Below are 15,642 nucleotides of genomic sequence, written 5' to 3' on the forward strand. Positions count from 1 at the left end.
GACGCATGACTATACTTTTACCCGAATCGGCCTCCGGCGTTGGCGCCGTTGTTGGATACAGCACGCAGGATACGCTTGTCACGCGGGTTGCATCGAAAACTTTTGAGCATTGGCTCTTGACGTTCGGGACAACCCATGCTTGTCGCATAAATACAACACCTGCGGGCAACCTGTGGACCGCCCTGCAATCATGATTTCCAAATCCCTGACAATCTCTATCCTGTCGGGACAAGTGGACAGCTCGGCGGGGGCTTTCGCCGGAGTACTCGCTCCGCATTTTCGCGTCGAAACCGATAATCAGAATCGTCGAACGCAGGGGGACCTTACGTCATGCCCACCATTCGCTATCGCTTTACCGGCCCCAACGGCTTCACCGCCGACTTCACGATCACCACCGAAGCGACCACGCGCGACTACGTCATCGCCAACAACACCGAGACCGGCTATGCCATCACGGGCATCAGCGGCACCATCAACGGTCAGGCGGTCACGCTGAAGCCCAGTGCCAACCAGGGCACCAACCCAGCCAATGGCGTCACCGGCACGAACAATCCCAACACGTTCGACAACGCCAACACCGGCGGCGGATCGAATTCGATCGGCCAATACAACAACGTGTACTTCCTCAATGACGGCGAGGGCGGCGGCGCGTACAGCAATTACGGCCTCGATGCCAACGGCCTTGGCGTGACGGCGGGCGGCGTCGACTATAAGATCTTCAATCAACAGTCCGGCACCGAGCAGTTCCAGTACAGGACGACGAGCTCCGGCGGCACCAACGTCACCAGCTTCCAGGTCACCCAGATCGACGGCAACGGCAACGAGACGCCCGCGCCCTGCTACGTCACCGGCACGCGCATCCTGACGGCGCGCGGTGAAGTTGCGGTCGAGGATCTGGCGGTCGGCGATCTGGCCGTGACCGCCTCCGGGCAGCAGCGCCCGATCCGCTGGATCGGCCACAAGACCGTGCGCTGCCGCGCCCGCGCCGACCTCCTGCCCGTGCGGATCGCCGCGGGCGCCTTCGGCGAGGGCCGCCCGGCCCGCGACCTCATGGTCTCGCCCGGCCACGCCGTCTGCGTCGATGTCCTCGGCGAGGTGCTGATCCCGGCGATCCGCCTCGTCAACGGCACCACGATCACCCAGGTCGAGGTCGCCAAGGTCACCTACTGGCACGTCGAGCTGGAGAGCCACGACATCCTGCTGGCCGAGGGCCTGCCCGCCGAGAGCTACCTCGACATGGGCAACCGCGAGTTCTTCGAGGGCGCCGGCTTCGGCCACGGCCCGGACGCTCCGGTCGGCCATACCACCGCCGACTTCTGCCGCCCGTTCCACGAGGACGGCGCGCTGGTCGAGGCCGTGCGCGCCCGCCTTCAGGCCCGCGCCGAGGCGCTCGGCTGGAGCCTCGTCGAGGCGCCGCTGGCCGACCTGCACCTCGTCGTCGACGGGGAGACGGTCCGCCCCGACACCGACGGCCTCGTCGCCCGCTTCATCCTGCCGGCGGACGCCCGCGACGTGCGCCTCGTCAGCGAGGTCAGCGTCCCGGCCCATGTCCGCTCGGGCACCAGCGACGACCGGTGCCTCGGCGTCTGCCTCGCCGGGCTGAGCTTCGACGACGGCTTGACCGGCGCGCGCGCCGTCGCCCTCGACGACGCCCGCCTGGAGACCGGCCTGCACGGGCTCGACAGCGACGGCGCGGCGCAGTGGCGCTGGACCGACGGCGCGACCCCGCTGCCGGCCTCCCTGTGGGAGGGCTGCCGCGGCACGATGTTCCTGCGGGTGAACCTCGCGGCGGCGTCCCTGCCGCGCTGGGTCGGCCCGCAAGCCGCCGCCGGCATCGTCGATCTCGCCGAGCGCCGCCGCCGCGCCTGAGCACACACGACCGATCCGCCGGGGCCCGGCCGCCTTCTCCTTCGGGGGGAGGGGGCCGGGCCCCTGGCGTTCGGGCCCCTGGCGGTGAGACGCCCCGAGGACGCGGACGAGTGGGAAGTTTGTGCAACACTCCCGCCGATCCGCGCTCCCGCCCCCGGAAGAATTGACGCGCGCCCCCCGCTATGACTGAGAGGGGCGGACCATATCAGGAGTTGAGTCCGCCGATGAGCGATGGAGACATGCTGGCGTCCACGCTGACCGACATCCGTCGTCGCCTGGCCGACCTCGAGAGCGAGTACGAGCGGGTCTCGGAAGAGCTGGCCAAGCTGCGGCTCGCCGAGCGCTCGCTCGCCGCCATCGTCGAGGGCACGCCGCTTCCCGAAGCGATGTCCGGGATGGAGGGCGACGGCGCCCCCCGCACCGGCCGCGGGCGCGGCAGCCGCGGGCCGCGGGCGAACTCGGCCAAGGGCCGGCTGCGGGCGCTCCTGGAGAACGCGGGGCCGACCGGCCTGTCCCAGGCCGAGATCGCCCGGCGCCTGCCGGACGTCGCGCCGAACACGCTCGCCTCCTACATCAGCGTGATGGTCTCGAACAACGAGGCCCAGCGCAAGGGCGACTTCGTCACCGCCGTCACCGGCCCGCGCCCCGGCGCGGCGGAGGCCGCGGAGGACGAGGACGAGACCCAGTCCGACGACGCGTGAGCCTCGCCCCATCGGACGCGGCCGGCGGCTTCGTCGGCCCGTCGCCGACCGGCCGGACCGAAGGCGCCACCGACGTAGCTTGACCTTAAAGATTGCGCGCAAGCGGGTTGTGGCGCCGCGGGATTTGGGCGAAGGAAACGGGTAAGGCGAGCCGCGCGCCCCCTTCCCGACATCCCCGACGAGCGCATGACCCTGATCTCCGCCGGACAGCCCGAACCGACGGTCGACCTGTCGTCCTGCGACCGCGAGCCGATCCACGTGCTCGGCGCGGTCCAGTCCTTCGGCTTCCTGCTGGCGGTCTCGCCCGACTGGATCGTGCTGCGCGCCAGCGCCAACGCGCCGGACTGGCTCGGGCAACCGATCGAGGCGCTGCTCGGCGCGCCCGCGCCTTCGATCCTCGACGGGGAGGCGATCCACCTCCTGCGTGGCCATCTCCAGACGCTCCGCGGGCCCGACGCCGTGGACCGCGTCTTCGGCGTGCGGCTCCTGACCGGCGGGCCGCTGTTCGACGTGGCGCTGCATATGTCGGGCGCGGCGATCGTGATCGAGGCGGAGCCGAGCGCCCCCGAGCATCTGAGCGCGGGCAACCTCGTGCGCAACATGGTCTCGCGGCTGCGCCTGACGGTCGATTTCGAGCCGCTCTGCCGCGAGGCCACCCGGCAGATGCGCGCGCTGACCGGCTTCGACCGGGTGATGCTCTACCGCTTCGCCCCCGACGGCTCGGGCGAGGTCGTCGCCGAATCCGTCCGCTCCGGGCTCGACCGCTATCTCGGCCTGCACTACCCGGCCTCCGACATCCCCAAACAGGCCCGCGCCCTGTACGAGCGGAGCTGGCTGCGCATCATCAGCGACATCGAGGCGCCGGGCGTGCCCGTGCTGCCGGCCCGCGATCCCGAGGGGGCGCTGCTCGACCTGTCGCTCTCGACGCTGCGCAGCGTCTCGCCGATCCATCTCGAATACCTGCGCAACATGGGGGTCGCCGCCTCGCTCTCGGTCTCGATCCTGCGCAACGGGCGGCTCTGGGGCCTGTTCGCCTGCCACCACATGGAGCCGCGCCACATCTCGCTGGAGCGCCGCACCGGGGCGGAGCTGTTCGGGCAGATGTTCTCGTGGATTCTGGAGAGCCGCGAGCGCGAGATCGAGGCGGCGCAGGAAGCGCGCTCCCGCGAGATCCACAACCGGCTGATGAGCGCGCTCGCCTCCGGCGGCACCAGCCTGGAGGGCCTGTCCGAGTTCCTCGACGAACTCGCCGCCATCATCCCCTGCGACGGCATCGGCCTGTGGGTGAACGGCGAGATCACGCTGCAGGGTGCGACGCCGACGCGGGAGGAGTTCACCGGCCTCGTGCGCTTCCTGAACCGCACGGCGGCGAGCCGCGCCTACGCCACCGACGAGATCGGCCGCGTCCACGAGCCGGGCCGCGACTTCACCGAGCGCGCCGCGGGCATGCTCGCCGTCCCGGTCTCGCGCACGCCGCGCGATTTCCTCGTGTTCTTCCGCCGCGAGGTCTCCCGCACCGTCACCTGGGCCGGCAACCCGGAAAAACCCGCGAATCCCGGTCCCAACGGCGTGCGCCTGACCCCGCGCAAGAGCTTCGAGGCGTGGCGCGAGGTGGTGCACGGGCGCTCGCTCCCGTTCTCGGAGGTGGAGCTGCGCACGGCGGAAGCCCTGCGGATCACGCTGCTCGAGGTCATCCTGCGGCTGACCGATTCCGCCGAGAAGGAGCGGAAGGGCGCACAGGAGCGCCAGGAGCTGCTGATCGCCGAACTCAACCATCGCGTGCGCAACATCCTCAACCTGATCCGCGGCGTCGTCACCCAGAGCCGCACCGCGGGCGGCTCGGCGGAAGAATTCGCCGAAGTCGTCGGCGCGCGAATACAGGCTTTGGCGCGCGCCCACGACCAGATCACCACCACGAACTGGGGGCCGGGCTCGCTCCGCGACCTCATCCTGCTCGAAGCCGGGGCCTATCTCGGCGCCAGGGCCGAGCGGGTGGTGCTGTCGGGCGCCGACGTGCTGCTCGATCCGCAGGCCTTCTCGACGCTGGCGCTGGTCGTCCACGAGTTGATGACGAACTCGGCCAAGTACGGCGCGCTCAGCGGCGCGCACGGGCGCATCGACGTGGAATGGTCGCGCGACGCCCTCGACTACCTCGTGATCCACTGGCGCGAGAGCGGTGGCCCGCCGGTGCGCGCGCCCACCCGCCGCGGCTTCGGCACGACGCTGATCGAGCGCTCGATCCCCTACGAGCTGAAGGGCGAGGCGGAGATCCGCTACGCCGTCTCCGGGGTGGAAGCCCGCTTCACCATCCCCCCCGACCTCGTGCGCGCCGCCCCGCCGAAGCCGGAGCGCGCGCCGGCCCGCGCGCCCGCGCCGCCGCCGCTGCGGCTCGACGGCACGGTGCTCGTCGTCGAGGACAACATGATCATCGCCCTGGAGGCCGAGGAGGTACTGACCGCGCTCGGCGCCACCGCGGTCGATCTCGCCGGCACCGTGCGCGAGGCCCTGCGCCTGATCGAGGCCGCGCCCCCCGACCGTGCCATCCTCGATGTCAACCTCGGCTCCGAGACCAGCGTCGGCGTCGCCCGCCGCCTGACGGAGCGCGGCATCCCCTTCGCCTTCGCCACCGGCTACGGCGAGAGCTTTCGCATTCCCCCCGACCTCGGTGCCGTGCCCGTGATCCGCAAGCCCTACGACGCGGAGGCGTTGCGGGCGGCGTTCGCCTGAGGGGCGGCCGGGGCTGCTCCCACCCACCCCCTCATCCTGAGGTGCTGCGCAGCAGCCTCGAAGGAGGGCTCCAGCGGATCGCGCGATGTCTGGAGCCCTCCTTCGAGGCTCCGCTACGCTCCGCACCTCAGGATGAGGGGGAGGGTGGGACGAGCATGTGTTCAGTCTCCCCCGCCGATCCAGCCCAGCAACCCCTCCACGGTCCGAAAATCCTCCAGCGCGTGGACGCGCGCATCGGGCATCGCCGCGCGGGCCATGGTGGCGAGCGCGTGGCCGGGGCCGAGTTCGAGGACGCGGGTCGCGCCGAACTCGCGGGCGGCGTCGAGACAGGCGGCCCAGTCGATGCTTTGCGCGATCTGGCCGGCGAGCTTGTCGAGGCCCTTGGCGGCATCGAAGACCGGCGCGCCGTCGAGGCCGCTCAGCAGGCGCGGGGCGCCGGGGGGCGGACGGTGCAGGCTCTCGCGGGCGAGCGCGTCGGCGAACGCCGCAGCGGCAGGCGCGAGGCGCGGGGTGTGCGAGGGCGTGTGGACCGGGAGCACCACGGCGCGCCGGGCGCCCGCGGCGAGCGCTTCCGTGCAGAGCGCGTCGAGGGCGACGCGGGAGCCGCCGACGACGCCGCTGTCGGGGGCGTTGCGGATGGCGAGATCGCAGGCGTGGCGCTCGGCCAGGATGCGGATCGTGTCGAGCGGCAGGCCGCGCAGGCCGGCGAGCCCGAAGCCCTCGCCCGAGGCCGCATCCATCACCTCGGCGCGCTGCGCCGCCAGCCGCAGCACCGCCTCGGGCGTGAGGCGCCCGGCGACGCCCCAGGCGGCGAGATCGCCGATGCTGTAGCCGGCCACCACCGCGCGGCCGGGTTTGTCCGCCGCGATCACGGCCCAGGCGGCGAGCGCGGCGGTGCAGCACAGCACCTGCCCGGTGCGGTTCTCGTGCAGGCGCGGCCCGCCGGCAGTGGCGAGATCGCGCGGGTCTTCGCCCAGGATCGGCCGGGCCGCCGCGAACACGCCTTCGGCCTCCGGGCGCTCGGCCGTGAGGGCGAACATGCCCGGATGCTGGCCGCCCTGGCCGGAGAGGAGCAGCGCGAGCGTCAAAGTACCCGCTCCAGCCGGTCCACGAACAGCGTCATGGCGAGCAGGTCTGCGGCCCCGCCGGGGCTGAGGCGGCGGGCGACGAAGGCGCGGTGCAACGCTTCTGCACGCGCGCGCCATCCGTCCTGCGCGACACCGCCGTCCGCGAGGAAGGCCGCGGCCTCGTCGCGGGCGAAGCGGGCGCCGGCCTCGCCGCCGCGATGGAGCAGGTTGGTGTCGTCGAGCGCCGCGATCAGGGCGAGGCAGCTCTCGACCCGCGCAGCCTCCGCGTCACCCGGCCGCGCGCGGCGCCCGCGCCGGAGCGCCGGCAGGCCGACCCGGTAGAGCGTCGGGAAGCCGGAGGCGGCCTCCGCCGGCGCCCCGCCGACGCGAAAGCGCCGCCGCGCCCGCGCGCCGGGGGCGTGCAGCAGCACCGGCCCGTCGAGGATGGCGCGGGCATGCCGCGCCCGCACATGGGCGCCGAGCGCGCCGGGGGCGAGGGCGCGCCCCGGCGCCGCGAGCGAGCCGGCCGCCGAGACCAGCAGGCCGAGTCCGAAGATCGCGCCGCGATGGGTGTTCACGCCCCCCGTCGCCGCCCGCATCGCGGCTTCCGCGTCGAGGCCGATGCGGCGCAGTTGCGCCATGGGCAGGCCCTCGGCCCCGGCGCGGGCGAGGGCGGCGAAGTGGGGTTTGAGCGCCGCCGCGCTGGCCTCGAAGGTCGCGGCATCCATGTCGTCGTGGCTGCCGCTGTCGATCCGGCTGACGAGGCCGGGTTTCGGGTAGGTGTCGAGTTCGAGGCGCAAAGCTTCGACCGCGAGGCGGGCGAGGGCGGCCGGATCGCCGACGGCGGGTGTGGGGCGGGCGGGGAGGGCGCTCATAGTAACGCCGCCCTGCACGGGCTTGCGGCTTCAAGAGCCTCGGCGGAGGACGAGCCAAGCGCTTCTCCTCCCCCTTGCGGGGAGGAGGGAGGAGGTGGGGGTGGTGCCGGATGGGGCTCTGCGGTGCCTTCTGAACCACCCCCACCCCGAACCCCTCCCCGCAAGGGGGAGGGGACGCGCGTCTGAGCTTGCTCGGTCGCGATCCGTGAGTTCAGCAGCACCACGGCCCGCATCTCCAGCCGGTCGCGGTGCTTCACCAGCACCTCCCCATTCCCACTCTCGTGCCACTCGCGCCACTGCACCCCGCCGCCGTCGGGCAGGATCAGCTCGCCGTCGAGGCGCATCGGGGCCGTCGCGGCGATGGTCGCGAGATCGTCGAGGAAGGTTTCGGGCAAAGAACCGGTCAGCGGCCAGAGCAGGTCGAGGTCGGACGTGTCGGTGAGGTAGGGCAGGCCGGTCAGCGCCTGCCACAGCAGGCCGCCGAACGGGCGCGGGACGAGGCCGTGGCGGGCGCCGAGGACGAGGAGCGCGTCGAGCGTCGGCTGCCACGCGGGCGGCGCGGCGGCGCGGGTCGCGGCGAGCGTGGGTGCGGAGCAGGGCGCAAGGATGTCGGCCGGTAGGGTGAACCCGATGCGGCGCTTGCCGAGCGTCGGCGGCAGCGGCAGGCCGAGGGGGACCAGCGCCGGGTCCTCGCCGGGCGCGCGGCGGCGCAGGATCAGCGGCCAGCCGGCCGCGGCCCAGCCGGCGAGCGGCGGCACGCTCGCGAGGTCCGGCCGGGCGGCGAGGAGGGGACCCCAGGCGGCGGGATCGACGCGGACGAGGTCATGGCGATGGAGGCGCGGATTCCCCTCCCCCTTGCGGGGAGGGGTAGGGGTGGGGGTCGTGCAGAATGAGGCTGTAGCGGTTCCTCCTGAACCACCCCCACCTCCCACCTCCTCCCCGCAAGGGGGAGGAGAGACCCGCGCTTCACCCGGGGGCCTTGGGGCAAAAAACTCAGCCACCGCGCGCCTGCTGCACCACCCGCTCGGCGATGGTCTGCGCCACCGGGCGCCCGCCGCGTTCGCGGCCGAGGCGGTCGCGGGTGTCGCCCGCGGGCAGGTCGGCGATGAGCGCGGAGAGCTGCGCGTCGAGGGGCTGCGCGGGGTCGAGCACCGCGTGGACGGCGCCGGTCGCCACCATGTTGTCGAGGCCCGGCGCGAAGACCGGGGTCGAGGCCGCCATGGCCTCCAACTTGTCGAGCGGCAGCTTGGTGACGCGGGCCACAGAGGGCAGGTCCATCACGCTCGGATTGGCGCCCGGAAGCGCGGCGAGCACGCGGGTCGCGAGCGCGGTGGCGATGAAGGCGCCCGCCGCCGAGTGGCCGTAGATCAGCCCCACCGTCGGATGGCCGAGGCGGTCGGCCAGAAGCAGCGTCTTGGCCAGATGCGCGAGGCATTCGTAGAGGCCGAGCAGCTCGTCGCGGCGGCTCATGCGCTGGCTGTCGGAATCGACCGCGACGAGGATCGGCGCCTTGTCGCCCGCACGAACCGCGTCGAGCACGGTGCGCGACAGCGACAGCGCGCCCTCGACGCCGAGCGGCGTGTCGCCGTCGATGCCGACGACGACGAGGCGACCGCCGTCGAACGGGCCCTCGCCCGAGATCAGGCCGTCCGTCACGGTGACCAAATGCCCGGTGGGGAAGAGCGAGGCGAGGATCGCATCGAGAGCCATCTTAGCGGGCATCGTGGCTGGCCTCCGGCACGCCGGCCGCGGTTTCGAGGAACGCGGCGTCGGTCATGGCCGGCACCGCCTGCGCGTCGTTGACGCCCATCCGCGCCCAGACCTCGGCGCCGTCGCGGCACTCGCCGAAGCGGGCGAGCCGCGCCTCCAGCCGAGCCTGTTCGGCGTCCAGCGTGGCGAGGTCGAAGGCCGGGGCGCGGGCGATCAGGTCGAGGGCGGCGGCGCGAAACGCCGCGACGGTGTCGGCCACGTAGGCGTCGGCGCCGCCGGTGAGGCGGCGGTGCTTGCCGCCCATGGTGCGCCAGACCAGCGCCCGGTCGCGGGAATCGAATTCTTCCGCGCCCCGATTGGTCTCGATCACCTCCGGCCCCGAGACCGAGATGCGCCCGCTCTCCGACACCGCGAGCCGGGCGCAGGTGCCGGCGATGAGGCCGCCGCCGCCATAGGCCCCGGCCCGGCCGCCGATCAGGCCGACCACCGGGATGCCGGCGGCGCGGACTTCCGTGATGGCCCGCATCGCCTCGGCGATGGCGGTCTCGCCCGCATTGGCCTCCTGCAACCGCACGCCGCCGGTGTCGAACAGGATCAGCACCGCGGCCGGCCGCACCTCCAGCGCGGCGCGCAACAGCCCGACGAGCTTGGCGCCGTGCACCTCGCCGAAGGCCCCGCCCATGAAGCGGCCTTCCTGCGCGGCGACCAGCACCGGCTTGCCGTCGAGGCCCCCGCGGCCGACGACGATGCCGTCGTCGAAGGCGCGGGGCAGCTCGAACAGCGGCAGGTGCGGGCTCATCGCCCGCTCGGTCGGGCCGACGAATTCCTCGAAACTGTCGGCGTCGAGGAAGGCGGCCACGCGCTGGCGGGCGCTCGCCTCGTACCAGCTCACGGCATCGGGGGCTGCCATCTCAGGCCTCCATCAGGCGCACGCCCTGGAGCAGGCGCAGGGACACGGTGTCGGGGCGGGCGCCGCCGTCGTTGATGCTGATGCGCAGCCCCCCCGGCTGGGCGCGGGCGACGAAATCGGCCACCACCGCCTCCCAGACATCGCCGTAGCCGTTGATCGCAGTCTCGACCGCGACCTCGCAGGCATCGGGCGCCAGCACCCGCTCCAGCAGCACTTCGAGGTTGCCCGAGGCCACGACCCCGGTGATCGCCGCCGGCTTCGTGCCGGGGAGGGGCTTTTGGGTTTTGTGGCGGAAGGTCAGGGATTCCATCGGGGTCTCCGCATGCGCCGCTCTCCTCCCCCCTTGCGGGGAGGAGTTGGAGGTTGGGGGTGGTGCAGGATGGAGCGAAGCGGTGCCTTCTGCCCGACCCCCACCCCCGGCCCCTCCCCGCAAGGGGGAGGGGAGATTTACCAGTTCCGGAACTTCGCGGGCGGCTCGTAGAGACCGCCCGACCAGTGCACCAAATCCTTGATCGAACGCGCGGCGAGCAGCGAGCGGTCGGCGTCCAGCGCCGAGATGCCGAGGTCTTCCGGGCGGCGGATCACCCCGCGGGCCCGCAGTTCCTCGACCTTGGCGCGGTCGCGGCCCCGGCCGATGGGGGTGTAGCCGGCCACGCCGCGGATCGCCTGCTCGCGCTCGTCGGCGTCGCGGCACAAGAGCAGGTTGGCGATGCCCTCTTCCGTGACGATGTGGGTCACGTCGTCGGCGTAGATCATCACGGGGGCGAGTTCGAGCCCGGTCTTCTTCGCCAGTTCCATCGCGTCGAGACGCTCGACGAAGGTCGGCACCAAGCCGTCCCCGAACGTCTCGACCAGCTGCACCACGAGTTTTCGCCCGCGCATCAGGGAAGGCTCACCCGACGTTTGCGCCTCGCGCCCGGCCTTCATCCACGTGTCGGAGGGGTGGCGGCGGCCGTGCGGGTCCGAGCCCATGTTCGGCGCGCCGCCGAAGCCCGCCACCCGCGACTGGGTGACGGTGGAGGAGTGCCCCATCAGGTCGATCTGCAGCGTCGCGCCGATGAACATATCGCAGGCGTACAAGCCCGCCGTCTGGCAGAAGGCGCGGTTCGAGCGGAGGCTTCCGTCGGAGCCCGTAAAAAACACGTCCGGCCGCTCGCGGATATAGCGGTCCATGCCGACTTCCGAGCCGAAGCAGTGGACCTGTTTGACCCAGCCCGACTCGATCGCCGGGATCAGCGTCGGGTGCGGGTTGAGCGCCCAATGGGTGGCGATCTCGCCCTTCAGGCCCAGCCGCTCGCCGTAGGTCGGCAGCAGCAATTCGATCGCCGCCGTGCCGAAGCCGATGCCGTGGTTGAGGCGCCTCACGCTGTACTCGGCGTAGATTCCCTTGATCGCCATCATGGCGATGAGGATCTGCGTCTCGGTCATCGCCGCCGGATCGCGGGTGAACAGCGGCTCGACGTAGAACGGCTTATCGGCCTCCACCACGAAGTCGATGCGGTCGCCGGGGATATCGACGCGGGGCACCCGGTCCACGATCTCGTTGACCTGGGCGATGACGAGCCCGTTCTTGAAATGGGTCGCCTCGACGACGGTCGGCGTGTCCTCGGTGTTGGGCCCCGTATACAGGTTGCCGTCGCGGTCGGCCGAGACGCCCGCGATCAGCGCGACGTGGGGCGTCAGATCGACGAAGTAGCGCGCGAACAGCTCCAGATACGTGTGCACCGCGCCGAGCGCGATTGTGCCGCCGTAGAGCATTTTTGCGATGCGCGCGCCCTGCGGGCCCGAATACGAATAGTCGAGGCGCTTGGCGACGCCGGTCTCGAACACGTCGAGATGCTCGGGCAGCACGATGCCCGACTGGACCATGTGCAGGTCGTGGATTCTTGAAGGGTCGCAGGCGGCGAGCCCGCGGGCGAGGCAATCGGCCTGCTTCTGGTTGTCGCCCTCCAGGCAGACCCGGTCGCCGGGGCGCAAAACCGCCTCCAGAAGGTCGGTGACGCTCGCCGCCGGCACGACCTTGCCGGTCGCGAAGGCGGACCCCGCCGCGATCCGCGCGTCGCGCGCCGCCCGTTCCTGACGCCACTCGTTCATCCGGCCCGCTCCCTCCGGCTCACCGCGCATCCGGGCGATGTCGGCTCGACCGTATCCCGAGACCGGCCCGCCGCGGATCGTTGTATGGCGATCCGTGCATGGGTCAAGTCTCCGCATACGAAACCATGACATAACGGCGATTTCGTATGCGGAGCGCCGTTCCGATCCGCATGACGCATACGCAAGGCTGGCATCGAACCGGACCCATGTTGCAGCGCAGCAGTCCGCCGCCCATATCGGGTTCGGAGGAAACGCCTGACGTGACCGAGCCCCGTGCTCCGGAGACGCATCATGGCCACTCGATTCAAATCCCAGACCGCTCCGCGCGGAGCGACCGAGCCGCGGACCCCGGTCCGGCGCGTCCTCGCCGGGCTCGCCGCGGCCCACCGGGCGCGGCTGCGCGCCGAGGTCGCCCGGTTCGCCGGCCCCCGCGACGCGGCGCGCCCGGACCTCGGGCATGCCCTGTCCTGGCGGTTCGGCGTCCCGGTGCGGTGACGCTCGCTTCGTGCCGGGCATCCGCGCCCGGCACGCGTTGTCCGAGGGGCGCCGCTCCGGTCACGCGACCTCCGCCGTCCCGAAGCTGCTGATGAAGTCGTTCAGGCGCTCGCCCTGGATCAGGATGTGCTCGCGCAACGCCTGCTCGGCGCGGCCCGAATCGCCCGCGAGGATCGCCGCCACGATCGCCCCGTGCTCGGCGAGCGATTGCCCGACGCGGTGGCGCGCCCGCAGCTGCAGCCGGCGATAGGGCTTCAACAGGGTGTGGAGCTGCCCCGCCTGCTCGGCGAGGTACTGGTTGTGGCACGCCTCGTAGATCGCCCGGTGGAAGCGCTCGTTGGCGTAATAGTAGGTGTCGGCGCAGCCCGCCCGCGTCGCCGCCTCGCAGGCTTCGTGCGCGGATACGAGCGCGGTGCGCTGCGCGTCGGTGATCCGGCGGGCGGCGAGCGCGCCGCACATGCCTTCCAGGGCCGCCATCGCCTCGAAGCGCTCGACCACCGCGCGCAGCGACAGGCTGGCCACGAAGGCGCCACGCCGCGGCTGAAGCTCCACCATGCCGGTCGAGGCGAGCTGCATCAGCGCCTCCCGGATCGGCGTGCGCGACACGCCGAACCGCGTGGCGAGGCTCTGCTCGTCCAGGCGCTCCCCCGGCCGGAAATGGCCGGTGACGATGTCCTGCTCCAGCTGATCCCTGAGCGCTTCGGCGCGGCGCATGCCTCATTCCCCCCGGAACGATGCGGATCGTAGGCCCGCGGTTATAATTCCACAAGGCAATTCTTGTATACAAGGATATTGCCTTAGAGTACGAAACGGCCTACGAGGCGAACAAGCGGAGGCGGCACCATAAGCCGCCCCGCCGACCGGCCCCGGTTCGGCGGCGGCCGAGCATGCGCGCAACAGCGCCCCGGGAGACACGCCGATGACGCCACAATTGATATCGATCTACGCGCTGTGCGCGATGTTCGTGGTCGCCACGATCTGGCCGATCAACATGGGGGTGCTGGCCTTCGTCGGCGCCTTCCTCGTCGGCACGCTGGTCGCCGGGATGACCGCCAAGGACATCATCGCCGGCTTTCCCGGCAGCCTGTTCCTGACGCTCGTCGGCATCACCTACCTGTTCGCCATCGCGCAGAACAACGGCACCATCGACTGGCTGGTCCAGCTCGCCGTGCGCGCCGTACGGGGCCGCATCGCCGCGATCCCGTGGATCATGTTCGGCATCACGGCGGCCCTGACCGCGGTCGGCGCGGTGAGCCCGGCGGCGGTGGCGATCATCGCCCCGATCGCGATGGGCTTTGCCGCCCGCTACAACATCAACCCGCTGCTGATGGGCCTGCTGGTGATCCACGGGGCGCAGGGCGGCGGCTTCTCGCCGATCAGCATCTACGGCGGCATCACCAACACGGTGGTGGCCAAGGCGGGCCTGCCGCTCAACGAGCTGTTCACCTTTTTCGCGAGCCTCGGCGTCAACCTCGCGGTCGCGGTGCTGCTGTTCTTCCTCATGGGCGGGCGCAAGCTGATGGGGACGCGGGCCGCGGTGGCGGGCGTGTCCGGCGGCGGCGAGGCCCTGCCGCCGGTGCGGGTGACGGTGGCCCAGCGCGGGCCCCAGGCCTTCGGCGATTCGGAATCCGAATCGTTCAGCGAGGAGCGCAAGCTGGAACGCGGCCTCGACGATCCGCTGGCCGATGAGCGGGCCGCCCCGGAGCCGATGGCGTCGTCCCGCGCCTATCAGGCCCTCACGCTGGTCGGCCTCGTGGCGCTCGCCGTGCTGGTGCTGGCCTTCAACCAAGACATCGGCTTCGTCTCGATCACCATCGGCCTCATCCTGTCGCTCGTCGCGCCGAACCTGCAGAAGCGGGCGATCGGCCAGGTGAGCTGGCCCGAGATCATGCTGATCACCGGCGTGAGCACCTACGTGGTCGTGCTGGAGAAGATGGGCACCATCTCCTTCGTCGGCACCAGCGTCGCCGGGCTCGCCTCGCCGATGATGGCGGCGCTGCTCCTGTGCTTCATCGGCGCCGTGGTCTCGGCCTTCGCCTCCTCGACGGCGGTGCTGGGCTCGCTGATCCCGCTCGCCGTGCCGTTCCTGCAGGCCGGCACGGGGGTGAACCCGGTGGGCTTCATCGGCGCGATGGCGGTCTCCTCCACCATCGTCGACGTGAGCCCGTTCTCGACCAACGGCGCGATCGTGCTCGCCACTGCCAAGAACGTCGATCGGGACGCCTTCTTCCGCAAACTGATGGCCTACGGCGCCCTGGTCACGGTCGTCGCCCCCGTCGTGGTCTGGCTCCTGTTCATCGTCCTGTGACAGATCGGCCCGCGTCTCGCGCTCCGGGGGTTGCGAACCTCCGGAGCGCAGTGCCATGAGGGCGGAAGGGCAATCGCCACGCTTCCCGCATGCGGCCCGGCGCGTCCGACCTGCGGACCGCGGCAGCATCCGCCCGAGTCTTCACCTTAACGACCGGGGGCTTTTCCAGCATGAGTGAACTTCTGACGACGGAGGCGTTGTCGGCTCTCCTCCAAGTCATCATGATCGACCTCGTGCTTGCCGGCGACAACGCGGTGGTGATCGGGCTGGCCGCGGCCGGCCTGCCGAAGGAGCAGCGCAACAAGGCGATCCTGATCGGCATCATCGCCGCGACCATCCTGCGCATCATCTTCGCCGGCCTCGTCACCCAGCTTCTCGCCATCGTCGGCCTGCTCCTCGTCGGCGGCCTGCTGCTGCTGTGGGTCTGCTGGAAGATGTGGCACGAGATCCGCGCCGGGCACGGGGGGGATCCGGACGCCGCGATCGCCTCCGCCGAGGCGTCGGCGCCCCGCAAGACCTTCGCTCAGGCCGCGTGGCAGATCGTGGTCGCGGACGTCTCGATGTCCCTCGACAACGTGCTGGCGGTGGCCGGCGCCGCCCGCGAGCATCCGACGGTCCTCATCATCGGCCTCGTCCTGTCGATCGCCCTGATGGGGCTCGCCGCGAGCTTCATCGCCCGCCTGCTCCAGCGCTACCCCTGGATCGCCTATGTCGGCCTCGCGATCATCCTCTACGTCGCCTTCGACATGATCTACCGCGGCGGCCTCGAAGTCTGGCCGTACGTCAGCGGCTACCTCGGCGGCGCCAAGGCCTAGACCCGAATCGGACTTGGGATCGCCCTGGATTTCCGATCCAGGGCGCCTCATGAGAGCCGTATCGGACCCGA

At 71.5% G+C, this 15,642-nt stretch carries 14 protein-coding genes; 6 read left to right on the forward strand and 8 right to left on the reverse strand.

Annotation, left to right across the window (positions count from 1 at the left end; all coding sequences use genetic code 11):
* The first annotated feature begins 330 nt into the window (after positions 1 to 330).
* From AAHG03_RS00645 to AAHG03_RS00655, 3 genes are all read left to right on the forward strand, one after another.
* Positions 331 to 1,869, forward strand: coding sequence for a Hint domain-containing protein (locus AAHG03_RS00645; RefSeq protein ID WP_342148039.1), 1,539 nt, complete (start codon positions 331 to 333; stop codon positions 1,867 to 1,869).
* Between the two features lie 224 nt (positions 1,870 to 2,093).
* Positions 2,094 to 2,570 (forward strand): hypothetical protein, encoded by a 477-nt coding sequence (locus tag AAHG03_RS00650; protein ID WP_342148040.1) that lies wholly within the window; start codon positions 2,094 to 2,096, stop codon positions 2,568 to 2,570.
* Positions 2,571 to 2,756: 186 nt separating this feature from the next.
* Positions 2,757 to 5,297 carry an HWE histidine kinase domain-containing protein gene (locus AAHG03_RS00655; RefSeq protein WP_342148041.1) on the forward strand — a complete coding sequence of 847 codons (2,541 nt, stop codon included), beginning with the start codon at positions 2,757 to 2,759 and terminating at the stop codon, positions 5,295 to 5,297.
* A gap of 161 nt (positions 5,298 to 5,458) precedes the next feature.
* On the opposite strand, the gene AAHG03_RS00660 is transcribed toward AAHG03_RS00655, so the two are convergent.
* The 7 genes from AAHG03_RS00660 to mdcA all read right to left on the reverse strand — a co-directional run bounded on the left by AAHG03_RS00660 (position 5,459) and on the right by mdcA (position 11,953).
* Positions 5,459 to 6,385, reverse strand: coding sequence for an acyltransferase domain-containing protein (locus tag AAHG03_RS00660; protein WP_342148042.1), 927 nt, complete (start codon positions 6,383 to 6,385; stop codon positions 5,459 to 5,461).
* Positions 6,382 to 7,239 (reverse strand): triphosphoribosyl-dephospho-CoA synthase MdcB, encoded by an 858-nt coding sequence (gene mdcB / locus AAHG03_RS00665; RefSeq protein WP_342148043.1) that lies wholly within the window; start codon positions 7,237 to 7,239, stop codon positions 6,382 to 6,384. The genes AAHG03_RS00660 and mdcB overlap by 4 nt, the downstream gene beginning before the upstream one ends.
* Positions 7,236 to 8,240, reverse strand: a complete 1,005-nt coding sequence (gene mdcG, locus AAHG03_RS00670) for a malonate decarboxylase holo-[acyl-carrier-protein] synthase (RefSeq protein WP_342148044.1) — start codon at positions 8,238 to 8,240, stop codon at positions 7,236 to 7,238. Before mdcG ends, mdcB begins: the two co-directional genes overlap by 4 nt.
* A complete protein-coding gene (gene mdcE / locus AAHG03_RS00675; RefSeq protein ID WP_342148045.1) occupies positions 8,233 to 8,949 on the reverse strand; it encodes a biotin-independent malonate decarboxylase subunit gamma in 717 nt (238 codons plus the stop codon). The genes mdcG and mdcE overlap by 8 nt, the downstream gene beginning before the upstream one ends.
* Position 8,950: 1 nt before the next feature.
* Positions 8,951 to 9,859: a biotin-independent malonate decarboxylase subunit beta gene (locus AAHG03_RS00680; RefSeq protein WP_342148046.1), complete on the reverse strand. Its 909-nt coding sequence runs from the start codon at positions 9,857 to 9,859 to the stop codon at positions 8,951 to 8,953.
* 1 nt (position 9,860) lies between these two features.
* Positions 9,861 to 10,169 carry a malonate decarboxylase acyl carrier protein gene (gene mdcC / locus AAHG03_RS00685; RefSeq protein ID WP_342148047.1) on the reverse strand — a complete coding sequence of 103 codons (309 nt, stop codon included), beginning with the start codon at positions 10,167 to 10,169 and terminating at the stop codon, positions 9,861 to 9,863.
* A gap of 137 nt (positions 10,170 to 10,306) precedes the next feature.
* Entirely contained in the window at positions 10,307 to 11,953 is a 1,647-nt protein-coding gene (gene mdcA, locus AAHG03_RS00690; protein WP_342148048.1) for a malonate decarboxylase subunit alpha, read from the reverse strand.
* A gap of 291 nt (positions 11,954 to 12,244) precedes the next feature.
* Here mdcA and AAHG03_RS00695 point away from each other — a divergent pair, with 291 nt between their 5' ends.
* The gene (locus AAHG03_RS00695) at positions 12,245 to 12,448 is read left to right on the forward strand and encodes a hypothetical protein (RefSeq protein ID WP_342148049.1); all 204 of its coding nucleotides are present in this window, start codon (positions 12,245 to 12,247) and stop codon (positions 12,446 to 12,448) included.
* A gap of 60 nt (positions 12,449 to 12,508) precedes the next feature.
* On the opposite strand, the gene AAHG03_RS00700 is transcribed toward AAHG03_RS00695, so the two are convergent.
* Positions 12,509 to 13,162, reverse strand: coding sequence for a GntR family transcriptional regulator (locus AAHG03_RS00700; RefSeq protein WP_342148050.1), 654 nt, complete (start codon positions 13,160 to 13,162; stop codon positions 12,509 to 12,511).
* 205 nt (positions 13,163 to 13,367) lie between these two features.
* On the opposite strand from AAHG03_RS00700, the gene AAHG03_RS00705 reads away from it, so the two are divergent.
* Entirely contained in the window at positions 13,368 to 14,756 is a 1,389-nt protein-coding gene (locus tag AAHG03_RS00705; RefSeq protein ID WP_342148051.1) for an SLC13 family permease, read from the forward strand.
* Positions 14,757 to 14,926: 170 nt separating this feature from the next.
* On the forward strand, positions 14,927 to 15,571 hold the full coding sequence (locus AAHG03_RS00710; RefSeq protein WP_342148052.1) for a TerC family protein: 645 nt from the start codon (positions 14,927 to 14,929) through the stop codon (positions 15,569 to 15,571).
* The last annotated feature ends 71 nt before the right edge of the window (positions 15,572 to 15,642 follow it).

This window comes from Methylorubrum subtropicum, from assembly GCF_038442325.1.
GTDB classification, from domain to species: domain Bacteria; phylum Pseudomonadota; class Alphaproteobacteria; order Rhizobiales; family Beijerinckiaceae; genus Methylobacterium; species Methylobacterium subtropicum.

What these genes read in the sequence shown, in the direction of transcription:
- AAHG03_RS00645 (WP_342148039.1), top strand. Translation starts at nt 331, where the DNA reads ATGCCCACCATTCGCTATCGCTTTACCGGCCCCAACGGCTTCACCGCC.
- AAHG03_RS00650 (WP_342148040.1), top strand. Translation starts at nt 2,094, where the DNA reads ATGAGCGATGGAGACATGCTGGCGTCCACGCTGACCGACATCCGTCGT.
- AAHG03_RS00655 (WP_342148041.1), top strand. Translation starts at nt 2,757, where the DNA reads ATGACCCTGATCTCCGCCGGACAGCCCGAACCGACGGTCGACCTGTCG.
- mdcB (WP_342148043.1), bottom strand. Translation starts at nt 7,239, where the DNA reads ATGAGCGCCCTCCCCGCCCGCCCCACACCCGCCGTCGGCGATCCGGCC.
- mdcE (WP_342148045.1), bottom strand. Translation starts at nt 8,949, where the DNA reads ATGGCTCTCGATGCGATCCTCGCCTCGCTCTTCCCCACCGGGCATTTG.
- AAHG03_RS00680 (WP_342148046.1), bottom strand. Translation starts at nt 9,859, where the DNA reads ATGGCAGCCCCCGATGCCGTGAGCTGGTACGAGGCGAGCGCCCGCCAG.
- mdcC (WP_342148047.1), bottom strand. Translation starts at nt 10,169, where the DNA reads ATGGAATCCCTGACCTTCCGCCACAAAACCCAAAAGCCCCTCCCCGGC.
- mdcA (WP_342148048.1), bottom strand. Translation starts at nt 11,953, where the DNA reads ATGAACGAGTGGCGTCAGGAACGGGCGGCGCGCGACGCGCGGATCGCG.
- AAHG03_RS00695 (WP_342148049.1), top strand. Translation starts at nt 12,245, where the DNA reads ATGGCCACTCGATTCAAATCCCAGACCGCTCCGCGCGGAGCGACCGAG.
- AAHG03_RS00700 (WP_342148050.1), bottom strand. Translation starts at nt 13,162, where the DNA reads ATGCGCCGCGCCGAAGCGCTCAGGGATCAGCTGGAGCAGGACATCGTC.
- AAHG03_RS00705 (WP_342148051.1), top strand. Translation starts at nt 13,368, where the DNA reads ATGACGCCACAATTGATATCGATCTACGCGCTGTGCGCGATGTTCGTG.
- AAHG03_RS00710 (WP_342148052.1), top strand. Translation starts at nt 14,927, where the DNA reads ATGAGTGAACTTCTGACGACGGAGGCGTTGTCGGCTCTCCTCCAAGTC.